We start from the raw sequence: 19983 nt of genomic DNA, 5'->3' as shown, positions 1-19983 counted from the left end.
GCACCGCCCCGGTTCGTCAGGCTCGCTTCGCGAAAGTGGAGCGCGCCCACAGATAGCCGACCAGTGCGATTCCGACGCACCACGCGAGGGCGGGGATCACGTCGCTGGCGGCCGGTGCGCCGTTCAGCAGCCCACGCAGGGTTTCGATGATCGGGGTGAAGGGCTGGTACTGCGCGAACTGCTTGAGACCGGCCCCCATCTTGTCCGCCGGGACGATCGCGCTGCTGAAGAACGGCAGCATGACCAGCGGCACCGCGGCGATGCCCGCGGTTTCCGGAGACTTCGCGAACAATCCCAGGGCGACGGTGAACCAGCCGGCCGCGAATCCGAGCAGTACGACCAGACCGATCACACCGAGCCAGTCGACGAAGCTCGCCGACGGGCGGAATCCCAGCAGGAACCCGACCCCGACGACCGCGGCGATGGCGATCAGATTGGTCAGCAGACTGGCGATCACGTGACCGGTCAGCACCGCACCACGGGAGACGTCCATGACCTTGAACCGGTTGATGATGCCCTTCGTCATATCGGAGTTCACCGCGGTCGCGGTGGCCCCCAGGCCGTAGCAGACGGCCAGCAGCATCAGTCCCGGTGTCGCATAGTCGACGTAGTCGACGCCGACGTTGAAGGCGTCGCCGAGCATGTACACGAACATCAACATGATGACGACCGGCATCAGGACCGCGTTGAACACCGAGGTCGGGTTCCGGGTGATGTGCTTGAAGTTGCGACGCAGCATGACGATCGAGTGGTTCTGGGCGCTCATTTCGCGACTACCTCCGTGTTGTGGCCCGTCAGGGCGAGGAAAACGTCATCAAGATCGGGTGTGTGGACGGAGAACTCTTCGGCGCTGATCGAGTACTCGTCGAGCCGGTCGAGCACGGCCCGCAGTGACTTCGTCCCGCCGTCGCTCGGAACCCGCAGGTCCATCGCTTCGTCGTCTCGCGTCGAGTCGGTGAAGATCCGCGCGGCCGCGTCGAGTTCCTCGACGGTGCTGAACCGGAGCCGGACGTGCGTCCCGGGCAGCTGGCGCTTGAGCTCGTCCGGGGTGCCCTCGGCAACCAATCGGCCCTGGTCGAGGACGGCGATCCGGTCGGCGAGCTGATCGGCTTCGTCGAGGTACTGGGTGGTCAGGAAGATGGTCACGCCGTCGGCCACCAGCCCGCGGATGATCGTCCACATCGTCCGCCGGCTGCGCGGGTCGAGGCCGGTGGTCGGCTCGTCCAGGAAGATGATCTTCGGGTTGCCGACCAGCGTCATCGCCAGGTCCAGCTTGCGGCGCATACCCCCGGAGTACGTCGACACCGGCTTCTGCGCCGACTCCACCAGATCGAACCGCTCCAGCAGCCCCGCGATGAGCTGCTCGCCGGAGTTCACCCCGAGCAGATCGACCATCAACTGCAGGTTCTCCTGCCCGGTCAGCAACTCGTCCACCGCCGCGAACTGACCGGTGACCCCGATGACCGACCGCACCGCCTTGGCCTCGGTGTCGATGTCGTGGCCGGCAACCCGCACCGTCCCACCGTCCGCCTTCAGCAAGGTGGTCAGCACGTTGACCGTGGTCGTCTTACCCGCTCCGTTCGGACCGAGCAGCGAGAACACCGTCCCGGCCCGAACCTCCAGATCGATGCCGTCGAGCACGACCTTGTCCCCATAAGCCTTACGCAGTCCCGAGACTGCAATCGCTGAGCTGTTCATGCAGCAACCATCGCCACCCGCCCAGACACCCCCCTGACACGCCCCTGACACGCCCACTGACACGGCTTCCAGGCGTGCGTCTTCACGGAGCGTAGGGACGTGATCGAGATCTGGTCATGACCGTTCCGCCTGAAGGCCACTGAAAGGTTGTTGAAAGCGGGAGTGCTCACGATCGGGGTACGAGCCGGGTCATCCGCGATGGGGTGTCGGATCGGGGCGGTGGCGTTCGTGGAAGGGATGTGCGGCCGCACAGGAGGGGCAGCCAGCGCCAGCTGGACCAGACGACCGACCGGTAGGAGTGAGACATGAAGCAGGGATTGCGGAAGCTCTCCAGAGCCAGACAACTGCTGACCATCCTGTCAGCGCAGTCAGCGTCCACGTATGCCAACCAGGTGATCGCCCTGGTCATCCCGTGGCTCATTCTGACGCGCACCGGTAGCGCCGCCAGTGCCGGCACCATCGCCTTCGCCATCGGGATCGCCGCGGTAATAGGCACCTTGGTCGGAGGTTTGGTGACGGACCGGATCGGTGGTCGGCGGGTATCGATCCTGGCTGACGGCCTGAGCCTGATCACCGCATTGACGCTGGCGGTGGCGCTGTGGTTCGGCTTCTTCTCGCTCTGGTTCGTCGCCGTCACCCAGATTCTCGGTGTCTTCTTCGATGGGCCGGGACAGATCGCCAAGACGACGAGAGTGCCGGCAGCCGCCAAGGAAGAAGACGTCCCGATCACCCGCGCGATGGGGCTGACGCAGACGCTTCAAGGGGTGGCGATGTTCATCGGACCGATCACCGCCGGTCTGCTGATCGCCGCCTTCGGCGAGGCCAACACGCTGTTGGTCACGACCGTACTTTTCCTCCTGAGCATCATGCTTGTTTCACGTCTGCGGAAGCAGGTCATGACGCATGAACATCCCATGTCGGCCCGCCAGACGTACCTCGACATGCGTGAAGCGGTGCACTTCCTCATCAAGGAACCTTTCCTTGGCAAGATGCAGCTTCTCGGGCCGCTCATGGGCGCGGTGATCGTGCCGATCTCGGCGCTGATCTATCCGGCCTGGTTCGTCTTCGCGCACCAGGACTCCCGGTCTCTCGGCATCTTCTTGGGTGCGGGTGCGGTTGGCGGCATGGTCGGAGGTGTCAGCTTTGCCGCCTTGGCGCAGAAGCTGCCTCAACGGACCTGGCTCGTCGGCGCGACCGCCCTGTACGCCGTGGCTCTGCTGGGCATGCACTTCCTGCAGCCCGGTTCGATACCTGCGATCGGCGTGAGTTTCCTGGCCGGTTCGATGCTGAGTGTGATGTTCTCGGTTCCGTTCACAGCCTTCTACAGTCGTACGCCGCAGAACCTGCTGGGTCGCGTAGGCAGCCTGGGAGCCGCTTACGGCACCCTGATCGGTGCACTGTCCGCACTCGGCTTCGGTTGGCTGATCCACGCCGTGTCCGCACCGAGCGCCCTCTTGGTCTCCTCCCTGGTCATGGGTGCGATTGCGGCATCGTTGGCCCTGGCGCCGTTCATGCGCCTGCTGGACAGCCCTTCTGAACAGGCCGAGACCGAACCCGACACCACTGCCGTCCCGGCAGCAACCCAGCTCTGACTATTCGAGGAGAACACCATGACCGCCATCTACACCTTCGACGTCTTCGCCACCCTCGACGGCTTCGGCTCTTACGGCGAAGGCGGCGACTGGGGCGGCTACTGGGGCAAGCAGGGCCCCGAGTTCCTCGACCGCCGCCTCGCCCTGTACGGCGAGCAGCCGCGATTGGTGCTCGGGGCAACCACCTACCGGCAGTTCCTGGAGATTCTGGGCCCGAGCATCGAGGAGTCCGAAGTACGTGACCCGGTGAACACCATGATGAGGAGCCTGCCGACGACGGTGGTGTCGACGACTCTGGAAGGACCGCTCGCCTGGAAGAACGCGACCCTCGAGAACGGCGACGCCGTCGACGTCGTCGCCCGGCTCAAAGAGGAGTCCGACGTACCGATGTGCTCGGCCGGCAGCCTGTCGCTGAACCGGTCGCTGATGGCCGCCGGCCTGGTCGACCGCGTCCAACTGACGATCTTCCCTGTCATCTCCGGCCAGACCGGAGTCGACCCCGTCTTCCAAGGTGCAGCCGACTTCGACCTCGAGCTGATCGAGCAACGGACCCTCGACGGCCACACCCAGGAGCTCACCTACCACCCCACCCTGCACACCTGAGCCGGCCTCAGCCCACTCTGATGCTCGTCGGTCACTCCGGCGGGAGGCTGCTCATGATCTGCGCGGGGTCGTCGTTCTCGGGGTCGAGGTCGACGGCGCGTCGGAGGGCACTCCTCGCCAGGTCGAGCTGTCCGTCCTGCTGATGGGCCCATCCGAGCATCGTCCAAGCGGCGGATGAATCCGGACGCAACTCGGTCCACACTCGCAGCAGTGGCCAGACCAGGTCTGTGCGGTGCAGCTCGATCGCTCCCCACACAGCGTCGTCGAACCCCTCGTCGTCGAGGTCGAACTCGGCCGGCTCGAGCGCGGCCAGTCGGTGGTACGCCGCCTCTGCGGCGTCCGGACCCGAGGTTTTCAGCGCCTCGGCGACGGGGCCGACGACCGAGGGCAGCAAGGCGCGCATGGCCGTCACGCCCTCGGACGTCACCCCGGAGATGTGGTGATCGGCGAGGGCGATGTCGAGTGCTGCCTTCGCGATCAGCGAGGCGGGGATCGTGTTGGAGTTCGCGAGTACGACGACGCCGGTACGCCGCTCCGGAACCAGCACGAGCCTCGACCCGAACCCAGGGTCCAGGCCACCGTGACTCACCGTTCGGTGCCCGCGGTAGCTGCCGATGGCCCAACCGAGTGCCCTCGCTTCGTCCGACGGAGGGTTGCCCACCGACACCACGCGCTGCCACATCAGGTCGAGCACTCCAGGATCCAGCCGCGCCCACCGCGCGTCGGAAGCCACTGCGGCGGGCTCGAAGTGCGCCACCATCCAGCGACACATCTCGACCAGGTTCGAATGCAGGGTCGAGCTCGGGGCATGGCGCCTGGTGTACGGATAGGCGTCACCGGGCACCGACAGTGGCATCCCCACGTGCGGTGCAGCGACCAAGTGCGCGGGCACCTCGGCACGCAGGAAGGTGCTGTTCCGCATCCCGAGTGGCGCCAGGACATCGCGCCGTACGGCGTTCTCGAACGTCGTACCCGTGACCCTGGACAGCAGGAGGCCGAGAAGCTCGAACCCGGCGTTGGAGTAGGAGAACGCCGAGCCGGGCTCCGCCTGCAACCGCCAGTCCGACAGGCTGCGAGCGAACTCGCTGAGGGCGTCGTCGCCGAGCTGAGGGTCGTGCCAGCCGTAGTCGGTGACGTCGGGGAGACCGCTCGTGTGGCTCAACAGACGCCGGGCTGTGACGTCGCCTGCCCGACCGTCGGCCAGCGTGAACTCAGGCACCCAGTCGGTGATCGGAGCATCCAGATCGAGCACCGGTTCGCCGGTGTCGCGAGCGATCGCCAGCGACACGATCGCGGTCGCGACGAAGGGCTTGGACACCGACGCGAGATGGAACATCGTCTCCGGTGTGACCGGCGCACCGGTGCCGACGTCACGAACGCCGAACCCACGGGCGACGACCTCCTCGTCGCGCACCACCGCGACGGCCAGGCCCGCCACGTCGTGCGAGCCGCAAAAGGACTCGACCAGCGGCCACAGCCCTTCCTCGACGCTCCCCCGAAGGCCTGTATCCATGCTCACCCCCATCGACTCAGTCGAGACAGAACTCGTTGCCCTCGACATCCAGCATGGGAAGGCACGACTCGTTGAAGCCGTCGGCCCGCAGTAGCTGCACGCGTGTCGCGCCGAGCGCGACCAGCCGTGCGCATTCGGCCTCGAGGACCGCCACGCGCTCTTCACCCACAAGCCCGGTGCCGACCCGCACGTCGAGATGCACCCGATTCTTGACGATCTTGCCTTCGGGAACGCGCTGGAAGTACAGCCGCGGGCCTACCCCTGTGGGATCGCCGCAGGAGAACCCCGCCCCCTGACGCTCAGGCGGCAGCGAGCGATCGAAATCGGCCCAGGTGGCAAACCCCTCCGGTGGCGGCGGTACGACGTACCCCAGCACCTCGCACCAGAAACGAGCCACGCGCTCAGGATCCGCGCAATCGAAGGTGACCTGGAACTGCCTGACCGATGCCATCCGTCCATCGTGCTGGACATCGCGAGACTCTGCTAGGAGTTATTCGCCGCCCGGGCTCGGTACGCCGCGACCGTCGTACGGCTCGCGCACGCGTTCGAGCAGAACCGGCGCGTCCGGTTCCGTGACTGGTCCACGAAGTAGTTGCCGCATCCGGCAGCGGCGCACCGCCCCAGCGTCACCGCCGGATCTCCCGCCGCGACAAGGGCGAGCTTGGCGGCGATCAGTTGGCCGGCCCAGCGCTTGGCCGGGGTGCCGTTCCGACTGAAGTGGATGTGCCAGCCGCCGTCGTGGTCGGACAGGTGCATGTCCGGCGGGTAGTCGCGCAGCAGGCGGTGTACGGCGTCCGGGGCGGCCCCGTCGACCGACTGGGCCAACGCCGTACGCACGAGATCCGGCAGGTCGCCGTAGTCGCCGTCCGGCGGCGGAGTGATCTCGTGCTCTGCGAAGAACACGGCGACCAGCTCACCGTCCTGGTTGAGCGTGCCGGTGTTGGCCAGCTCGACGGCCAGCCGCGTCACGTTCCCAATGTAGTCGCCGTATTCCACTTGACCACCTACATCATCGATTCCTAGGGTAGGCGTCATGCTAACTGATGACGCCTACGTGGCCCGACGCCTGCACCTGCTCGGGGAGTGGGATGCCGCACTCGCCGTCGTGGACCCGGACGCCGAGCCCGAACTACACGCCGAGATCGCCGTCGACCGCTGGTTCTTCCGGATCGAGGGTCATGACGAGGCCGAGAAGGCGGTCGCGGCACTCGATCCCGCGTCGCCGACGGCGCAGTTGCTCACGGCGCGAATGGCGTACAGCCGCCTGCTGTTCCAGCGCGACCCCCGCGCCGACGACCGCGCCGTGGCCGAGGCCGGCTACCGTGCGGCGGCACAGAGCGACGACGAGAAGCAGCGGGGCTGGGCGGAGTACCACTGGGGCGTGTTGCTGGACAACATCGACGAGGACCCGGCCGGCGCCCTCGCACGCTACGAGACAGCACTCGAGATCGCGACGAAGTCCGGCGACGGCTACTTCGAGTCGTACATCATCCGGCACCTCGCGCATCTCAAGGAGCCCGCGGAGCGGATCGCGATGCTGCGCCGCTCACTCCACCTGCGCGCCGCGCTCGGCGCCAGGCCCCAGACGATCGCCGCCCAGGCCGCCCTCGCCGAGGACCTCCCCGAAGACGACCCCGAACGCGCCGAGCTGATCCGGACCTTCCGCCCGGGCGCGGAAGAACTACGCATCGGCTGGCTCCTGGCCAAGAACTGATCCGCCCTGGGGTGACCTCCTGGCGCCAACGCATCAGGTGGAGGATTGTTGGCCTCACCGCCCACTCGTTCTCGTTGCCACCGGCCACACCTTCAGGAGGCACGATGCCGGACCGGACGGATCTGCTGGTCGTCGGCGCGGGGCCTTATGCCTACTCTGCAGCGGCCCTTGCCCGTGACAACGGCATCGAGACCCGGATCGTCGGCCACCCGATGGCGTTCTGGCGGAAGAACATGCCGGTTGAGATGTTTCTGCGGTCAGGTCCCGACTGGCATCTCGACGGGAACGGCGAGTACACGTTCGAGGCCTTCTTCGAGGATCGCGGCCTGCGCCCCGAAGACTTCGACCCGATCCCGATCTCGGTCTTCCTCGACTACACGGAGTGGTTCCGCGAGTGCAAGAGGCTCGACCTCGACGAACGCCTCGTGACCGGCCTGACCAATCCGCACGCGGGCTTCGTGGCAACGATGGACGACGGTACGACGATCACCGCGGACAAGGTACTCGCCGCACCCGGCATCGGCTACTTCCTCAACCTGCCGGAGTGGTACGCCGACGTCCCTCCGGCTCGCCGCTCGCACACGTCTGAACTGGTCTCCTTCGATGCGCTCGCCGGTGCGCGGGTCGTGATCATCGGCGGCCGGCAAAGCGCCTACGAATGGGCGGCTTTGCTGTGTGACCACGACGCCGCGCAGGTGGACGTGGTGCATCGCCACAGCACACCGACGTTCGCCAAGGTGAGTTGGCGCTTCGTCGACCAGTACGTGAATCAGACGCTGACACACCGGGGATGGTGGCGAGGTCTCTCGGTCGAGCGGCAGCGAGCGATCGCCGCCGAGTTCTGGCAGGTCGGTCGTCTCACCCTCGAACCTTGGCTCGTACCGCGGATCCCGGAGGCTGTCGTGACCAGTCATCCGGGGTGTGCGGTGGTCGGCACGGCAGTCAGCGAATACGACGTGACGCTGACTCTGTCCGACGGCGCGGCGCTGACAGCCGATCACGTGGTCTTCGCCTCCGGCTATCGGGCCGACCTTGCTCGCGTGCCTTACCTGAGCGATGTTGTGGATCGGATCTCGGTCGCCGAGGGCTTCCCCGCCCTGTCCGAGGGCCTCGAGACGTCCCTGGCCGGGCTCTACCTGACCGGGTTCGCGGCGACCCACGACTTCGGCCCCTTCTACGGCTTCACCAAGGGCTGCCCGTCAGCCGCCCGCATCGCCGTCGACGACATGCTGGGATGACCTCCCTGCCGATGGCAACGAAGTTCATCCGCCATGGGTGACGCGTCTGCCGATGGCAACGGAGTTCATCCCCCATGGGTGACGCACCGGACAGTCCGGACCTGCTGCAATGCGACCGAGACGCCCATCGGAGGCGCAGGTCATGAGGCTCGACCTGGGTGAGCCGGCTGGCGCGTCCGCTCATCTCTGGAGGGAATGACCGTGGACGCAATGACGAACGACTTCGGGGAAGTGCTCCTGTGGAGCTTCTGGTTCTTCATCTGGATCGCCGCACTGATGGTGTGGTTCCGTTGTCTGTGGGACCTGTTCAGCGACCGCTCGCTCAGCGGTTGGGCGAAGGCCGGCTGGGCGATCCTGCTCATCTTCGTGCCGTGGGTTGGGGCACTGATCTACCTCATCGCTCGGGGCCGGAGCATGAACGAGCGCCGGAGGACGGCGTTCGAGGAGCAGCAGGCCGAGCAGAAGAAGTACATCCAGGATGTCGCAGGCACGTCCAAGAGCCCGACCGACGAGATCGCCAGCGCCAAAGAGTTGCTCGACTCCGGAACGATCACACAGGAGGAGTACGACTCCATCAAGACCAAGGCACTCGCCTGACCACGTACCAGCACGAGGCTTAGCCAGCCCCGGCGTACAGGTCGGAGGCCCTTTCCCGAACGGGACAGGGCCTCTGACCTGCGGTGAGGCTCAGGGGCAAGGCTCAACCATGGACGAGCGGTGGTCCGAGCGGAAGCGCGCTACCGCCTGTCGCCTGCGAAGCCGAGTTGAAGAACAGGTAGACGCCCACCGCGGCGAAGAGGAACACCACCACACCTGCGATGTGGAGCACGCCTGCTGAGTCCTGCAGCGTGCCGACCAAGACCAGCACCAGGGCGATCTCGATGAGCGCGAAGAGCACCGTGTACGCGCTCGGCAGCCGGAGTGTGGCCAGGGTCAGCATCCCGATCACGACCAGCCACGAGATCAGGAACAAGCCTTGCGTGTCGACGGCGTCCGCGGCGACGATGCCGAGCCAGTTGTGGGTGAGGCCCAGTACGAGCATCGCGTAGCTGAGCCAGAATCCCGCGAAGATGCCGAACACGCCGGCTACCGCGCTCTGACCGACGCCTGCCGCCCAGACGGCCGCGATCACCAGGCCTAGCCCGGTAGCCGCGACGATGATGGAGAGCGAGGCCCCGACCGCGGCCGCAGGCACGTAGCCGACCAGGACGAGGCCCAGCGCGACCGATCCCACGATGAAACTGGGGAGACCGATCAGAGACGGGTCTCCGGTCACCGCTGGGACCGCGGCCTCAGCCGCAGCGGCCTCAGCGACAGGTTGGGCGCGTTCCTCGTGGGCGGCGTACGCATCGGCGTCGATGGTGGTCATGGCGAACTCCTTTCGGGCGGATCCCGGGTGCGATCAGTCTCTCCACTTCGCACCCGGCAATCTGTCTCGATTTGAGGCACTGCCCCACCCCGGCGCTCACGCACCGCCGATCGCCGCGCGGTTCCAATCTGGTCAAGCTGTGGCCGGATGGAAGCTATGCGTCTCACCCCCACCCACCACTTCGTTCCTGCCGCACACTCGGCGCGGCCGGAATGCGGGAGCTTCGTTGTCCACAGCAAGCAATCCGGCCAGAGTCTGGCAGATCTGTTTCGAGGACCGGATCGCACCCGAGTTCACCAAGTCCGCTAGATTCACCGGTCAGTTGGGGATGGCCCAAGATCGAGAATCGGAGTTCGCAGACGATGAACGGCCGAATCGACTATCACGAGGTGGAGCCGCTCACGGTCTGGCTCGACGGCAAGGAACAGCAGTGCTCGGTCGACGAGACGTCCACCACCGACTCCCACTGGACACTGGTCCTGACAACACCGGACGGCAGGACCTGGACCGGCTCCGGCCAGGGTCTGTGGACCGCGTTCGTCGAGCTGCGGCGTCAGCTCGAACCACTCGGCCACCGGTTGTGCTGCGCGGGCGCGAGGGCCGACGCGTTCATGCGCCGCGGCCGATCGTACGACGGCTACATCGTCGACCTCTGGACCCGCCGAACCTTCTTCGGCATCCGGCACGAGGCCTCGTTGTTCGACGACGCCCCCGCCGGCAAGGTCACCACCGTCGATCAGCAACTGGCCCGCTACGACCGCTGGACAGACATGCCTTGGTGGCGAGCCCTCCTCCCCGGCGACCCAGTCCGCTGATGTCACTTCGCGCAAATGTCGATGGCCGATGATCGACTATCACGTTGTGGAACCGATCACCGTCTCGATCGACAACATCGAGACGGTGTGCCTCCTGGAGCAGACCTCGACGCCGGAAAGGCAATGGACGCTGGTTCTGACGACGTCTGACGGTGCAACCTGGACCGGAGCGGGGGAGGGCTTGTGGACCGCGTTCCTCGAGCTGCGACGTCAACTCGAGCCGGTCGGCTACAAGTTGTGTTGCGCGGGGGCCAGAGTCGATGCCAACATGCGCGGTGGCCGATGGACGGGCGGCGATATCGTGGACCTTCTGAGCCGGCGGACTCTGCTCGGGGTCCAGCGCAAGGCTTTCATGTTCGACTACGCCCCGCCCGCAAAGACCGCCACCGTCGATCAGCAACTGGCCCGCTACGACCGCTGGATAGACACGCCTTGGTGGCGAGCCCTCCTCCCCGGCGACCCAGTCCGCTGATGTCTCTTCGTGTAGATTTCGGTGGCCGATGAGCGACTACCGCGTTGTGGAGCCGATCACCGTCTCGATCGACGGTCTCGAGACGGTGTGGTCCTTGGACCAGCGGGCGGATCAGGACTCGCAGTGGACCCTGGTCCTGACGGCTCCGGATGGTGCGACCTGGACCGCGACCGCACAAGGTCTGTGGAACGCGTTCGTCGAACTCCGTCGGCAGACTGACCCACTCGGCTACAAGCTGTGCTGCGCGGCCGCGAGGATCGACGTCATCATGCGCAAAGGCCGCGACTGGAACAACGATGTCGTCTACATCCTCAGCCGGCGAACGCTTCTCGGCATTCACCACAAAGCCCTGATGCTCGACCACGCCCCCGCCAGCACAATCGGCACCGTCGACGAGCAGGAAGCCCGCTATGACCGATTCCTCGCGACCCCCTGGTGGCGAGCCCTCCTCCCCGGCGCCCCTGTCCGCTGAGCCAAACAACAACTCGCGGCACACCACCGAGAAGGCCGAATGGACCGATCAGCCCGGATGGGGACGTCCCGCTGAATGTGGTGGGAGTCGCGGTCGACCAGACTCAGGCCGGTTTCGGTCGACGGATCAGATGGTAGGCCTTGCAGCCCAAACACAGCCCGGTGAACGCGTTGAGGGCTGCCACGCCGAAGGCGAGAGCGGTGAGGCCGTAGCCGGCGACATCGACGCCGAGTACAAAGGTGATCAGCGCCAGAGCGGTGAACACGAAGCCGACGAACTGGGCGAATCTCGGCGGCCGAGCATCCTCCAACTCGGCTGGCGCCCCGATCCGCGGCCAGATGACACGGGCGAAGATCTGCGCCCACAACGACCACTGAAAACTCACGAACGCGGTGAACGCAAACACCGCGACCTGGGAGGCGAGCAGGCCGAGACCCAACGGTCGAGCAACGTCGACGATCAGCAGCACGACGGCGAGCACACTCGCTGTGGCCCCGGCGCTGAATCGCAAGAGGCGCGGATCGACATGGGCGCGGAGCGGGCACGCGCCACTACTCGTGCTGCGCATGTGGTTCTCCAGAGTGAGATGCCACCTAGTTCGATCCAGGTCAGGATACTCGGCCCACCCCTGCATCTGTTCGGACCAGTGTTTGAACCACGGACGCCGCCAGATGCGAGCCGCAATTGGCAAGACCGCAGTGCAGGCGCCCACTCTCGCACCTTGCTCGCGTCCGACACGACCCTGTCCGTCGAGCTGCCCGGCAACGACGACCTGGTCGAGCGCACCACCAGCCTGCCGGTCCGCAACATCAAAGCCGACCGGCCACATCACGTCTCGTCGCAGTAGACCTCGACCGCCGTCGGTAGGACCGACTCCAGAACAGCCCACTCCGGACGCTGGTTCACCGCGTCGACCCACTCCGGCAGCTGTCTGCCGTCGCCTCGGAACCACCACTCCGAATGTGAACCCAGCACCTCGAGCCGAGGCGTCGGCAGGTACTGGAGATCGCAGTGGAACTGCAGATACTCGTCGGAGCCACGCAAGCCGAACTGCCTGGTCAGATCGAAGTGAAAGCGTGGCTCGCCGGAGAAGTCATAGATCCCGAACTGGTACAGGAGACCATCGGACTCCGGCTCCCACGGCACATCGAACTCGATCCTGCTGAACGAGCCGAACACCGACCACGCGCTCGCCGCGGTCAACGACCCCACCATCAGGCCCGCCTGACGCACAAGGGTGCGAAACACCTCGGGCGAACCCCACGGACTCGGCCGCCGACCATCCATCACAAGACCCCAATCCCACGCACCAGTCGACCAACCTATGGCACCGGGCCAACCACGACGGGAGTGCGCTCAGGGTGTCCTCCGTCGGCTGATGCGCGACACTCGTCCGACAGGTGATCTGCGACAGCGCGGACGCGCGGATCGCGGGCTCATCCAGAGACGCGCGGCTTGTTGCTCTGCAACTTTCTCTACAGCAGATCCAGCAGCGCTTCTATCTGTGTTGCCAGGACCAGATCGATGGTGCCTTCGACGCGCACACTGACCACTGCGCTGTCCGGTGGCCGCGCCAGCCGGAGTACGCAGCGTGGGCGTGCCTGCCAGCGGGTACTCGAACCAGCCGTCGACTGCCTCGTCGTTCGTGCCGTCGAGCACGCCGGTCAGCGCCGCCTCGCCCAGATCGTCAGACGCGCAGCCGATGTTTAGGCACTGATCTGCCGAAACAACTGCACGACGTGTTCCTCGGTCACCCATCCGTCGATCTGGGCAGGGCCACGTCGCCGAGAACTCCCCCGTCCTGTGGCCGCGCCCCGGGCGCAACCAGCTGTTCCGATTGCGCGTCGTACGCGTCGAGCCCATACGCAGCGGCCAGTGCAGGGAGTGCGCCGGTGCTTCCGCAGCCGTAGGGCAGAGTGACCCCGACGAATCGATCGGCAAGGTCGGTGCGGCCCCATGGCTTTCGCCAGCCCAGATCGTGATGCCACGGAGCGATCATGTCGGCAAGGTCCGGCCAGCGGCGTAGCAGCTCGGCGCGGAAGGCCAAGACCCTCCTATCCGGTACAAGACCGTCGGCCTGCTCGTCCGCGAGCCGATCAGCCAGCAGGCGAGGGCTCTTTGCTGCCCCGGACGGCCAGAAGTACAAGTCGTAACTCACACGCAGCAGCGTAGTGATCTACATGTCGGCGCACTCTTCGCGGCATGAACGCGGATCGCGGCAGCTGCGGATCATTCGGGTGATACAAGCTTCCGGTGGGAGACGGTCGGACTCTGGCGAACTGTTGCGCAGCACCTCGACCAGGCGTATGCCGAGAAAGGGGCTGCCATTCGAAGTACGTCGCGTCAATCACCAGGGGGCATCATCATGAGGCGATCTCGTGCGATGACAGTTGTGGGGGCCGTGTTGGTCGGCATGTCCGGGCCGTCGGTCTGGACTGCGGGTTCCGCCTCGGCGGCGCTAATCGAGCAGGGTACATTCCACGATGAGTACTCCCAGCTCTCCGAGGACTACTGTGACGTTCCTGGCCTAACGGTCGCGGAAGCCGGCATGGCAGACACCCGGTACAGGATCAACTCACACGGCCCCGACGGCCTGGTGTACAACTTCGATCACTCAGACTTCAAAGACTCCGCCACCAACGTGGCGAACGGAGAGTCGGTCACCTCGGTCGGGTCGTACAACGGCGGTGACCATCGCATCACGGACAACGGCGACGGCACTCTGACCTACCGGGTCAAGTTCATGGGCAACATCGTCTGGTACAACGAGAACGGCGAGCGGATCGCCCGCGTGACTGGGCAGACGGTCGTCGAGTTCTTGTTCGACAACGGCGGAACCCCGACCGACCAGTCCGACGACCAGCTCGTGCGCAGGATTGGCGTCGTCAAGCAGACCGGCCGGACCGACGATTTCTGCGCCGCGGTGGTCGCGGAGATCGGCTGAAACTGGATGGCTGAACATCCGCGCATCGGCATGACCGCACGGATCGAGGTATGTCCGGGCGTTCCGTGACAGATTGAGCCCGAAAAGACTGCACGTCCGGACAGGCCTTCTCTTCCAACCGCGTTGCCCAGTCGATGTGGATGCCCGCAGGAACTTGGGCTCAGATCATCGCTATCAGGGCGTGCACCAGAGCGCGTTCGCGATCTTCCAACCGTCGCGGGTGCGGACCAGGTGAAGGTACTCGTGGTACGGCTCAGAGCGGACGAGCACTGAAGCGATGTCGTGCTTGACGTCGAGCACGTCGACCTCAATCGTGCGGTCCACGAGACCACTGGCGACCTCTACACCCTCGCCCTCGCCCGTCCAGGTGATCATCTGCTCGGCCGTCACGAACGGGAGCGTGGATGCCTGATCCTCCCCGGGCGACCGCTTGACGAGATCGCGGTGAAGCGCTCGCTCCATCCGCGAAACATCACCCTCGAACCACCCGTCGAAGTAGTCATGAACCGTCGCGACGATCAGTGCTGTGTCGTCCTCCATGACGGTCCCCCTTCAGCGATCACAGCAGCCAAGACACCTCAACCCTATTCGTCACCACGCAACGAACACACGCCACAGAGCACACTCATCCGCATCCAGGTCTTCACCATCTGCCGCAGATCCGGACGGTGTCACGTCACCCCCGCCTCTAAGCTCCGGCTAGACCAACCATGGAAGGACCGCTTTGACGGCGTCCATGTTGATCCCTACCGCCGCTTTCATCCCTGACGTTCCATGCCATTCAAGCGACCGGTGGGCGTCCGGCTTGTGGATCAGTCGCGAGAGCCCGCCACAGGTCCCGCGAAAGTGTGCGCGTACGCGCAATCGTGAAGAAGCCGAGCGACTCGTAGAGACGGTGTGGTGCTGGGTAGCTGTTGTTTCCGGGTGGAGCGAGGGAGCGGGTCAGTTGCGTGTGCTCGGGGGGACCTCGCGGACCATTACGCAGTTGCCCAGGCCCTTGGGTCGGTCGTAGGTGAAGCCCTCGCGCTCGTACATCGTGCGGGTGCCGTTGTAGAGGAACGACGAGTTCTTCTTCCGGACCCCGCCGGTGTCGTGCGGGTAGCCCTCGACCAGTCCGCCGCCGGCCTGCGCGATCAGCTCGACGGCTCCGCGCAAGGCGATCGCCGCCAGGCCGTGACCGCGGAAGCCGCGCTCGACCAGGATGCAGGTGACCCGGTAGTCGGGCAGTCGCTCGGCAGTGGCGACGTACTCCTTGCGGTGCTGGATGTTGGGCAGCTCCTCGGGTGATCCGTACTCCGCCCAGGCGACGGCCCGGTCGCCCTCGTAGACCAGCGCCGCGTGCGCGATCCCGTCGGCCACCAGACGTTGCTTCAGCGCCCGGTTCCCCTCGGCGGTCTGGCCCTTCTCCGCGCAGTCGGGATGGAAATGCGTACACCAGCAACTGGCGAACATGCCCTTGTTCCGCTCGACGAGGGCGGCGAAGTCGTCGAACGTCTCCGGCGTGAGCGCCTTGATCATGAAGTCGGACATGCCAGCAACGTACTCCCGATTGCGGACGTTCTGCGTCCGGTAGCGAACGAGATTCTCCCCGAGCCGGTAGTCCCTCAACTGGACACTCAGGTCATGCAATTTCTCGTGCGTTGGGGCGGTTGGGCTGCCCATCATCTAAGTCCACCTGCGTCCAGCAAGGTCCAGGCTGGCGGCGGTGAGCCCCGAGGAGGCTCGGGTAACCTCCGAGTTCGACATGTGCAAACCGGAAGGAGCCGATCGACTTGCGTGAAGCGGATGCCGACATTCCGGTCGTGTCGCTCTCGGATGGTGTGGTCACTCTCCGACCCTGGTCGAGAGATGACGCCGGGTTCATGGTGGAAGCGTTCGCCGATCCAGCGATCCGACGCTACAACGGGGCCCACGACCGACTCGGACGGCCGGCTCCGCCGCTCTCGATCGAGGACGCTGAAGCGATCAGCGACGAGTTCGCGTCGAGCTGGCGGGCGTTCGGCGCGGCGAAGCCACCCTCTGGTGTTGCATTCGCGATCACGGACGCAGCCTCCGGTGACTTGGTCGGCTGCTGCGGCGTCGATGAATGGTCGAAGGAAGACGTAGCGCAGTTCGGCTACTGGATCGGGCCGAGTGCGCGAGGGCGCGGGTACGCGACTCGGGCGGTGGTTCTGCTCACCCGATGGTTGTTCGAGCTCGGCGCAGCCCGCGCCTTCCTGACGGTCGAGGCGGACAACGAAGCGTCAGCTGCGGTGGCCCGCCGAGCGGGGTTCGTGCACGAGGGAACGATGCGCGCACACAGCGTATGGCAGGGCGAGCGCATCGACGTGATGTGGTTCGCGGCGCTGCCGCACGAATGGACGATGCGCGAGCCGGACGAACCAAGGTGATGTCGCACGCGATCGAAGCCGGGCTTGTCGAGTTCTTCGGCTAGGGCAACGAGTCGGTGATTTGGGCCATGGCCCGGAGCTTCCGCAGGCCAGTTCGACGGCGAAGGCGACCCCTACCGTCTGCAAGCTCAACCTCCTGGAGCACTTCCCCCGGCGAAGATCGCCAGCGACGTGCCCGCAACTGGAAGTCATAGCCTCCCGTTTGGCCTCCCGGGATCAACTAAAACGGCCCCCTCCCGACCGGGAAGGGGCCTCTGACCTGCGGTGGAGCTTAGGGGATTCGAACCCCTGACCTCTTCCATGCCATGGAAGCGCGCTACCAACTGCGCCAAAGCCCCGCGGTGTCTTGCGACTCCGGAAGTTTAGCGGATACCGGGTGCCAAAGAAAAATCGGATACCCCTCGCTCGCAGGCACGCCGGAAGCAGGCTGTACACAGGCGGATCCGGCCCGCAGGCGGCGGCTGAACCTCCTCAGGTCGCCGCTGGGCGGAGCCTCAACTCTGACTCATGTCATCCAGCTGATGCGCCGAGTCAGCAAGCCTGACGCGGCCGGCAACAGTCCCGGCGACGGAGCAGCCCGAGTCCTTCTGAATTGACTACGAAGAAACCCGTCGACTGCGGTACGCCGGAGCGTCTGAGCGACACCGCTGCGCGCGGCCAACACCCCACAGCGGTACCAACCAACCGCGTTAGCTGGCCCGAGTGCAGTAGGCCGAGACGCGCTGTCGGAGGCCGCCGAGACGAGTACCGCTGAGCAGCGACGTCCGACTGCCAATCACCGGACTCACCCGCCGAGTGCACTACGCCGGAGGGCGTCCCGCGGCGCCGCCGAAGCGGCCAACAAGACAGCCGCCGCGCAGCGGTGACCGATCGCCTCCCCCACCCCAGCTCACCCGCCGAGGGCACTACGCCGGACAGCACTCCGCGGCGCCGCCGAAGGCGGCCAACAAGACAGCCGCCGCGGAGCGGTGTCCGATTTGGGTGTTCCAGGGGATCAGCGTTGGGGGTCGTCGCTCATGACTGGTTCGGGGAGGGAGCCGGCGTTCCATTCCTCGATGCGCCAGCCGTTGTTGCGGCTCGGCAGAAGCGAGATCCAGTTGCAGTTGGCGAGGCCGCCGAACGCCGACCAGTGTGCCTGCGGGATGCCGAGGAACTGGCAGATGCCGACGCGGGCGGCGAAGCCGTGGGTGGTGATGACGATGGTGTCTTCCGAGGTGCCTTCGGCCGAGATCCGGGTCAGCGCGGCGCTGAAGCGGTCGGCGACTTCTTCGGTGGTTTCGCCGGCGGCACCGCGGCGCTGGGTTTGGCCGGCGCGGACGCGGGCGAGGGCTTCGGGTTGGGTGGCGGCGATTTCGGCCGAGGTCTTGCCGGCCCAGTCGTCGACGTGGATCTCGCGGAGGGCTTCGTCGTACTCGATTTTGAGGCCGGTCAGCGCTGCCAGTTCGCCGGCGGTGGCGGCAGCGCGCTGGAGGTCGCTGGCGAAGAGGCGGGTCGGTGCGAGGGAGGCGAGCCGTGCGGCGGCCACGCGGGCCTGTTCGATGCCGACCTCATCGAGAGGAATGTCGGCCTGGCCTTGCATCTTGTCCTGCAGGTTCCACTCGGTCCGGCCGTGCCGCCAGACGATCAGTCGCCCCGCGCTCATTCAGCCGAAGGGATCGGGGACGGCAGCGGGATGGCGGGGCAGTCGCGCCAGAGTCGCTCGAGGGAGTAGAAGCTGCGCTCCTCGTCGTGCTGGACGTGGATGACGATCTCGAGGTAGTCGAGGAGCACCCAGCGGCCTTCCCGGGCGCCTTCGCGGCGGACCGGCTTGGCGTCGAAGTCGAGCCGCAGCTTCTCCTCGACCGCGTCGACGATGGCCCGCACCTGGCGGTCGTTGGACGCGGACGCGACCAGGAACGCGTCGGTGATGGCGAGTTGTTCCGACACGTCGAAGGCGAGGACGTTCTCGGCCTTCTTGTCGTGTGCGGCCTCGGCGGCCGCGGTGAGCAGCTCGATGGCACGATCGCTTGCTGGCATAGGTTCCTTCTAACGGTTGGTGTAGAGCTCGCGCTTGGCGATGTACTGGACGATGCCGTCCGGCACGAGGTACCAGGTCGGGTTGCCCTTGGCGACCCGGGCCCGGCATTCGGTCGAGGAGATCGCCAGCGCCGGCACCTCGAGCAGTGTGATCCGATCCATCGGAAGCTTGTCCAGGGGCAGCTCGAGGCCTTCGGTCCCGGGCCGGGTGCAGCCGACGAACTGCGCCAGCTTGAACATCTCGTCCACGTCGCGCCAGGTGAGGATCTGGGCGAGCGCGTCGGCACCGGTGATGAAGAACAGCTCCGCGTCCGGGTACAGCGCGGACAGGTCGCGCAGGGTGTCGATCGTGTACGTCGGCCCGGGCCGGTCGATGTCGACCCGGCTGACCGAGAACCGCGGGTTCGACGCCGTCGCGATGACCGTCATCAGGTACCGGTCCTCGGCCGGGGAGACCGCCCGGTCGGTCTTCTGCCACGGCTGGCCGGTCGGGACGAAGATCACCTCGTCCAGGTCGAAGTACGCCTGCACCTCGCTGGCCGCGACCAAGTGGCCATGATGGATCGGGTCGAACGTGCCGCCCATCACGCCCAGGCGACGGACCCGCTCGACGGAAGCCATATCAGCCAGTTCTCAGCCGCTCAGGAGTGCGGCCGGCCCTTGCCCATGATGACGGTGACGAGGAGCAGCAGGACCAGTACGAACAGGGCGAACCCGCCGTACCACCACTCCGAGATGTGCTTGGCCTCGGAGCCGGCCTCTTCGGCGGCCGCCAGCAGCGGCAGGATGTGCGATTGCATGCCCCAGAGCCTATCTCGTGGCCGGACACAGAAGCGCGACCGGTGGCCTCATCGGCCGGCCGGTCGCGCGGAGGACGTCAGCTGTGGCGGATGTGACGGGTCAGCAGCCGGCGCCACTGGGACGGTACGGCGTGCGCACGCCGGGCCTGCGCGGCGGCACGCTGGCGCTCGTCGATGTGGGCACGGGCAACTTCGGGGGTGATCATGAGTCCTTCACTGGGTTGTACGGCGGGATCGTGGCGGGCTGGCCTCGACACTTCAAATTGTACGGCGTCAGTTACGCTCACACAAACGAATTAAAGGCAGATCGAGTGATGTGCCTACGAATCTGCGGTGAACGGGAGGTT

At 66.1% G+C, this 19983-nt stretch carries 26 protein-coding genes and 1 tRNA gene; 10 read left to right on the top strand and 17 right to left on the bottom strand.

The annotated features are described in order from the left end of the window. Positions 1-16 precede the first annotated feature (16 nt). Complete coding sequence (locus ACGFH6_RS31680; RefSeq protein WP_393391255.1) at positions 17-766, bottom strand: ABC transporter permease; 750 nt, start codon at positions 764-766, stop codon at positions 17-19. Beyond that, positions 763-1698: an ATP-binding cassette domain-containing protein gene (locus tag ACGFH6_RS31675; protein ID WP_393391253.1), complete on the bottom strand. Its 936-nt coding sequence runs from the start codon at positions 1696-1698 to the stop codon at positions 763-765. Before ACGFH6_RS31675 ends, ACGFH6_RS31680 begins: the two co-directional genes overlap by 4 nt. Positions 1699-2003: 305 nt before the next feature. Between ACGFH6_RS31675 and ACGFH6_RS31670 the strand changes: the two genes are divergently transcribed. After that, complete coding sequence (locus ACGFH6_RS31670) at positions 2004-3290, top strand: MFS transporter (RefSeq protein ID WP_393391251.1); 1287 nt, start codon at positions 2004-2006, stop codon at positions 3288-3290. A gap of 18 nt (positions 3291-3308) precedes the next feature. Next, positions 3309-3893, top strand: coding sequence for a dihydrofolate reductase family protein (locus ACGFH6_RS31665; RefSeq protein ID WP_393391250.1), 585 nt, complete (start codon positions 3309-3311; stop codon positions 3891-3893). Positions 3894-3924: 31 nt separating this feature from the next. On the opposite strand, the gene ACGFH6_RS31660 is transcribed toward ACGFH6_RS31665, so the two are convergent. The 3 genes from ACGFH6_RS31660 to ACGFH6_RS31650 are packed head-to-tail and all read right to left on the bottom strand — an operon-like array spanning position 3925 to position 6375. After that, a complete protein-coding gene (locus ACGFH6_RS31660) occupies positions 3925-5406 on the bottom strand; it encodes a serine hydrolase (protein WP_393391248.1) in 1482 nt (493 codons plus the stop codon). A 16-nt stretch (positions 5407-5422) separates the two neighbouring features. Continuing rightward, positions 5423-5857 carry a VOC family protein gene (locus tag ACGFH6_RS31655; RefSeq protein WP_393391246.1) on the bottom strand — a complete coding sequence of 145 codons (435 nt, stop codon included), beginning with the start codon at positions 5855-5857 and terminating at the stop codon, positions 5423-5425. Positions 5858-5889: 32 nt separating this feature from the next. Beyond that, positions 5890-6375, bottom strand: coding sequence for a CGNR zinc finger domain-containing protein (locus tag ACGFH6_RS31650; protein WP_393391244.1), 486 nt, complete (start codon positions 6373-6375; stop codon positions 5890-5892). 64 nt (positions 6376-6439) lie between these two features. Here ACGFH6_RS31650 and ACGFH6_RS31645 point away from each other — a divergent pair, with 64 nt between their 5' ends. From ACGFH6_RS31645 to ACGFH6_RS31635, 3 genes are all read left to right on the top strand, one after another. Beyond that, on the top strand, positions 6440-7120 hold the full coding sequence (locus tag ACGFH6_RS31645; protein ID WP_393391242.1) for a hypothetical protein: 681 nt from the start codon (positions 6440-6442) through the stop codon (positions 7118-7120). A 104-nt stretch (positions 7121-7224) separates the two neighbouring features. Continuing rightward, positions 7225-8358 carry an FAD-dependent oxidoreductase gene (locus ACGFH6_RS31640; protein WP_393391240.1) on the top strand — a complete coding sequence of 378 codons (1134 nt, stop codon included), beginning with the start codon at positions 7225-7227 and terminating at the stop codon, positions 8356-8358. A 210-nt stretch (positions 8359-8568) separates the two neighbouring features. Beyond that, positions 8569-8955 (top strand): SHOCT domain-containing protein, encoded by a 387-nt coding sequence (locus ACGFH6_RS31635; RefSeq protein ID WP_393391238.1) that lies wholly within the window; start codon positions 8569-8571, stop codon positions 8953-8955. A gap of 103 nt (positions 8956-9058) precedes the next feature. On the opposite strand, the gene ACGFH6_RS31630 is transcribed toward ACGFH6_RS31635, so the two are convergent. Then, the gene (locus tag ACGFH6_RS31630; protein WP_393391236.1) at positions 9059-9727 is read right to left on the bottom strand and encodes a GPR1/FUN34/YaaH family transporter; all 669 of its coding nucleotides are present in this window, start codon (positions 9725-9727) and stop codon (positions 9059-9061) included. Positions 9728-10089: 362 nt separating this feature from the next. Here ACGFH6_RS31630 and ACGFH6_RS31625 point away from each other — a divergent pair, with 362 nt between their 5' ends. Genes ACGFH6_RS31625 through ACGFH6_RS31615 form a run of 3 tightly spaced genes read left to right on the top strand, consistent with a single transcriptional unit; the run spans position 10090 to position 11486 of the window. Continuing rightward, on the top strand, positions 10090-10542 hold the full coding sequence (locus ACGFH6_RS31625) for a hypothetical protein (RefSeq protein ID WP_393391235.1): 453 nt from the start codon (positions 10090-10092) through the stop codon (positions 10540-10542). 46 nt (positions 10543-10588) lie between these two features. Next, on the top strand, positions 10589-11014 hold the full coding sequence (locus tag ACGFH6_RS31620) for a hypothetical protein (protein ID WP_393391233.1): 426 nt from the start codon (positions 10589-10591) through the stop codon (positions 11012-11014). Between the two features lie 28 nt (positions 11015-11042). After that, a complete protein-coding gene (locus ACGFH6_RS31615) occupies positions 11043-11486 on the top strand; it encodes a hypothetical protein (protein ID WP_393391231.1) in 444 nt (147 codons plus the stop codon). A gap of 103 nt (positions 11487-11589) precedes the next feature. Here ACGFH6_RS31615 and ACGFH6_RS31610 read toward each other — a convergent pair whose 3' ends face one another. The 3 genes from ACGFH6_RS31610 to ACGFH6_RS31600 all read right to left on the bottom strand — a co-directional run bounded on the left by ACGFH6_RS31610 (position 11590) and on the right by ACGFH6_RS31600 (position 13644). Continuing rightward, positions 11590-12315 (bottom strand): DUF4395 domain-containing protein, encoded by a 726-nt coding sequence (locus ACGFH6_RS31610; protein ID WP_393391229.1) that lies wholly within the window; start codon positions 12313-12315, stop codon positions 11590-11592. Beyond that, positions 12315-12701: a hypothetical protein gene (locus ACGFH6_RS31605; protein WP_393391228.1), complete on the bottom strand. Its 387-nt coding sequence runs from the start codon at positions 12699-12701 to the stop codon at positions 12315-12317. The genes ACGFH6_RS31610 and ACGFH6_RS31605 overlap by 1 nt, the downstream gene beginning before the upstream one ends. A 535-nt stretch (positions 12702-13236) precedes the next feature. After that, positions 13237-13644, bottom strand: coding sequence for a hypothetical protein (locus ACGFH6_RS31600; RefSeq protein ID WP_393391226.1), 408 nt, complete (start codon positions 13642-13644; stop codon positions 13237-13239). 390 nt (positions 13645-14034) lie between these two features. Between ACGFH6_RS31600 and ACGFH6_RS31595 the strand changes: the two genes are divergently transcribed. Further along, a complete protein-coding gene (locus ACGFH6_RS31595; RefSeq protein ID WP_393391224.1) occupies positions 14035-14430 on the top strand; it encodes a hypothetical protein in 396 nt (131 codons plus the stop codon). Positions 14431-14604: 174 nt separating this feature from the next. Here ACGFH6_RS31595 and ACGFH6_RS31590 read toward each other — a convergent pair whose 3' ends face one another. Both ACGFH6_RS31590 and ACGFH6_RS31585 read right to left on the bottom strand, forming a co-directional pair. Continuing rightward, on the bottom strand, positions 14605-14970 hold the full coding sequence (locus ACGFH6_RS31590) for a nuclear transport factor 2 family protein (protein ID WP_393391222.1): 366 nt from the start codon (positions 14968-14970) through the stop codon (positions 14605-14607). 402 nt (positions 14971-15372) lie between these two features. Next, positions 15373-15960, bottom strand: a complete 588-nt coding sequence (locus ACGFH6_RS31585) for a GNAT family N-acetyltransferase (protein WP_393391220.1) — start codon at positions 15958-15960, stop codon at positions 15373-15375. A 272-nt stretch (positions 15961-16232) separates the two neighbouring features. On the opposite strand from ACGFH6_RS31585, the gene ACGFH6_RS31580 reads away from it, so the two are divergent. Further along, entirely contained in the window at positions 16233-16820 is a 588-nt protein-coding gene (locus tag ACGFH6_RS31580) for a GNAT family N-acetyltransferase (protein WP_393391739.1), read from the top strand. A gap of 265 nt (positions 16821-17085) precedes the next feature. On the opposite strand, the gene ACGFH6_RS31575 is transcribed toward ACGFH6_RS31580, so the two are convergent. From ACGFH6_RS31575 to ACGFH6_RS31550, 6 genes are all read right to left on the bottom strand, one after another. Then, positions 17086-17158, bottom strand: a tRNA-Ala gene (locus tag ACGFH6_RS31575). A 656-nt stretch (positions 17159-17814) separates the two neighbouring features. Beyond that, positions 17815-18462 carry a histidine phosphatase family protein gene (locus ACGFH6_RS31570; protein WP_393391219.1) on the bottom strand — a complete coding sequence of 216 codons (648 nt, stop codon included), beginning with the start codon at positions 18460-18462 and terminating at the stop codon, positions 17815-17817. Continuing rightward, a complete protein-coding gene (gene rsfS, locus ACGFH6_RS31565) occupies positions 18459-18836 on the bottom strand; it encodes a ribosome silencing factor (protein ID WP_393391217.1) in 378 nt (125 codons plus the stop codon). Before rsfS ends, ACGFH6_RS31570 begins: the two co-directional genes overlap by 4 nt. A gap of 9 nt (positions 18837-18845) precedes the next feature. Then, positions 18846-19457: a nicotinate-nucleotide adenylyltransferase gene (nadD, locus tag ACGFH6_RS31560; protein ID WP_131349812.1), complete on the bottom strand. Its 612-nt coding sequence runs from the start codon at positions 19455-19457 to the stop codon at positions 18846-18848. 20 nt (positions 19458-19477) lie between these two features. Then, entirely contained in the window at positions 19478-19636 is a 159-nt protein-coding gene (locus tag ACGFH6_RS31555; protein ID WP_393391215.1) for a hypothetical protein, read from the bottom strand. Between the two features lie 77 nt (positions 19637-19713). Further along, complete coding sequence (locus ACGFH6_RS31550) at positions 19714-19842, bottom strand: hypothetical protein (RefSeq protein WP_272949102.1); 129 nt, start codon at positions 19840-19842, stop codon at positions 19714-19716. Between the last annotated feature and the right edge of the window lie 141 nt (positions 19843-19983).

Origin of the sequence: Kribbella sp. NPDC049227 (assembly GCF_043197265.1) — a bacterium.
Taxonomy (GTDB): Bacteria; Actinomycetota; Actinomycetes; order Propionibacteriales; family Kribbellaceae; genus Kribbella.
Note: the sequence above shows the minus strand (reverse complement) of the source record. Positions and strands in the feature narration are given on the sequence as shown.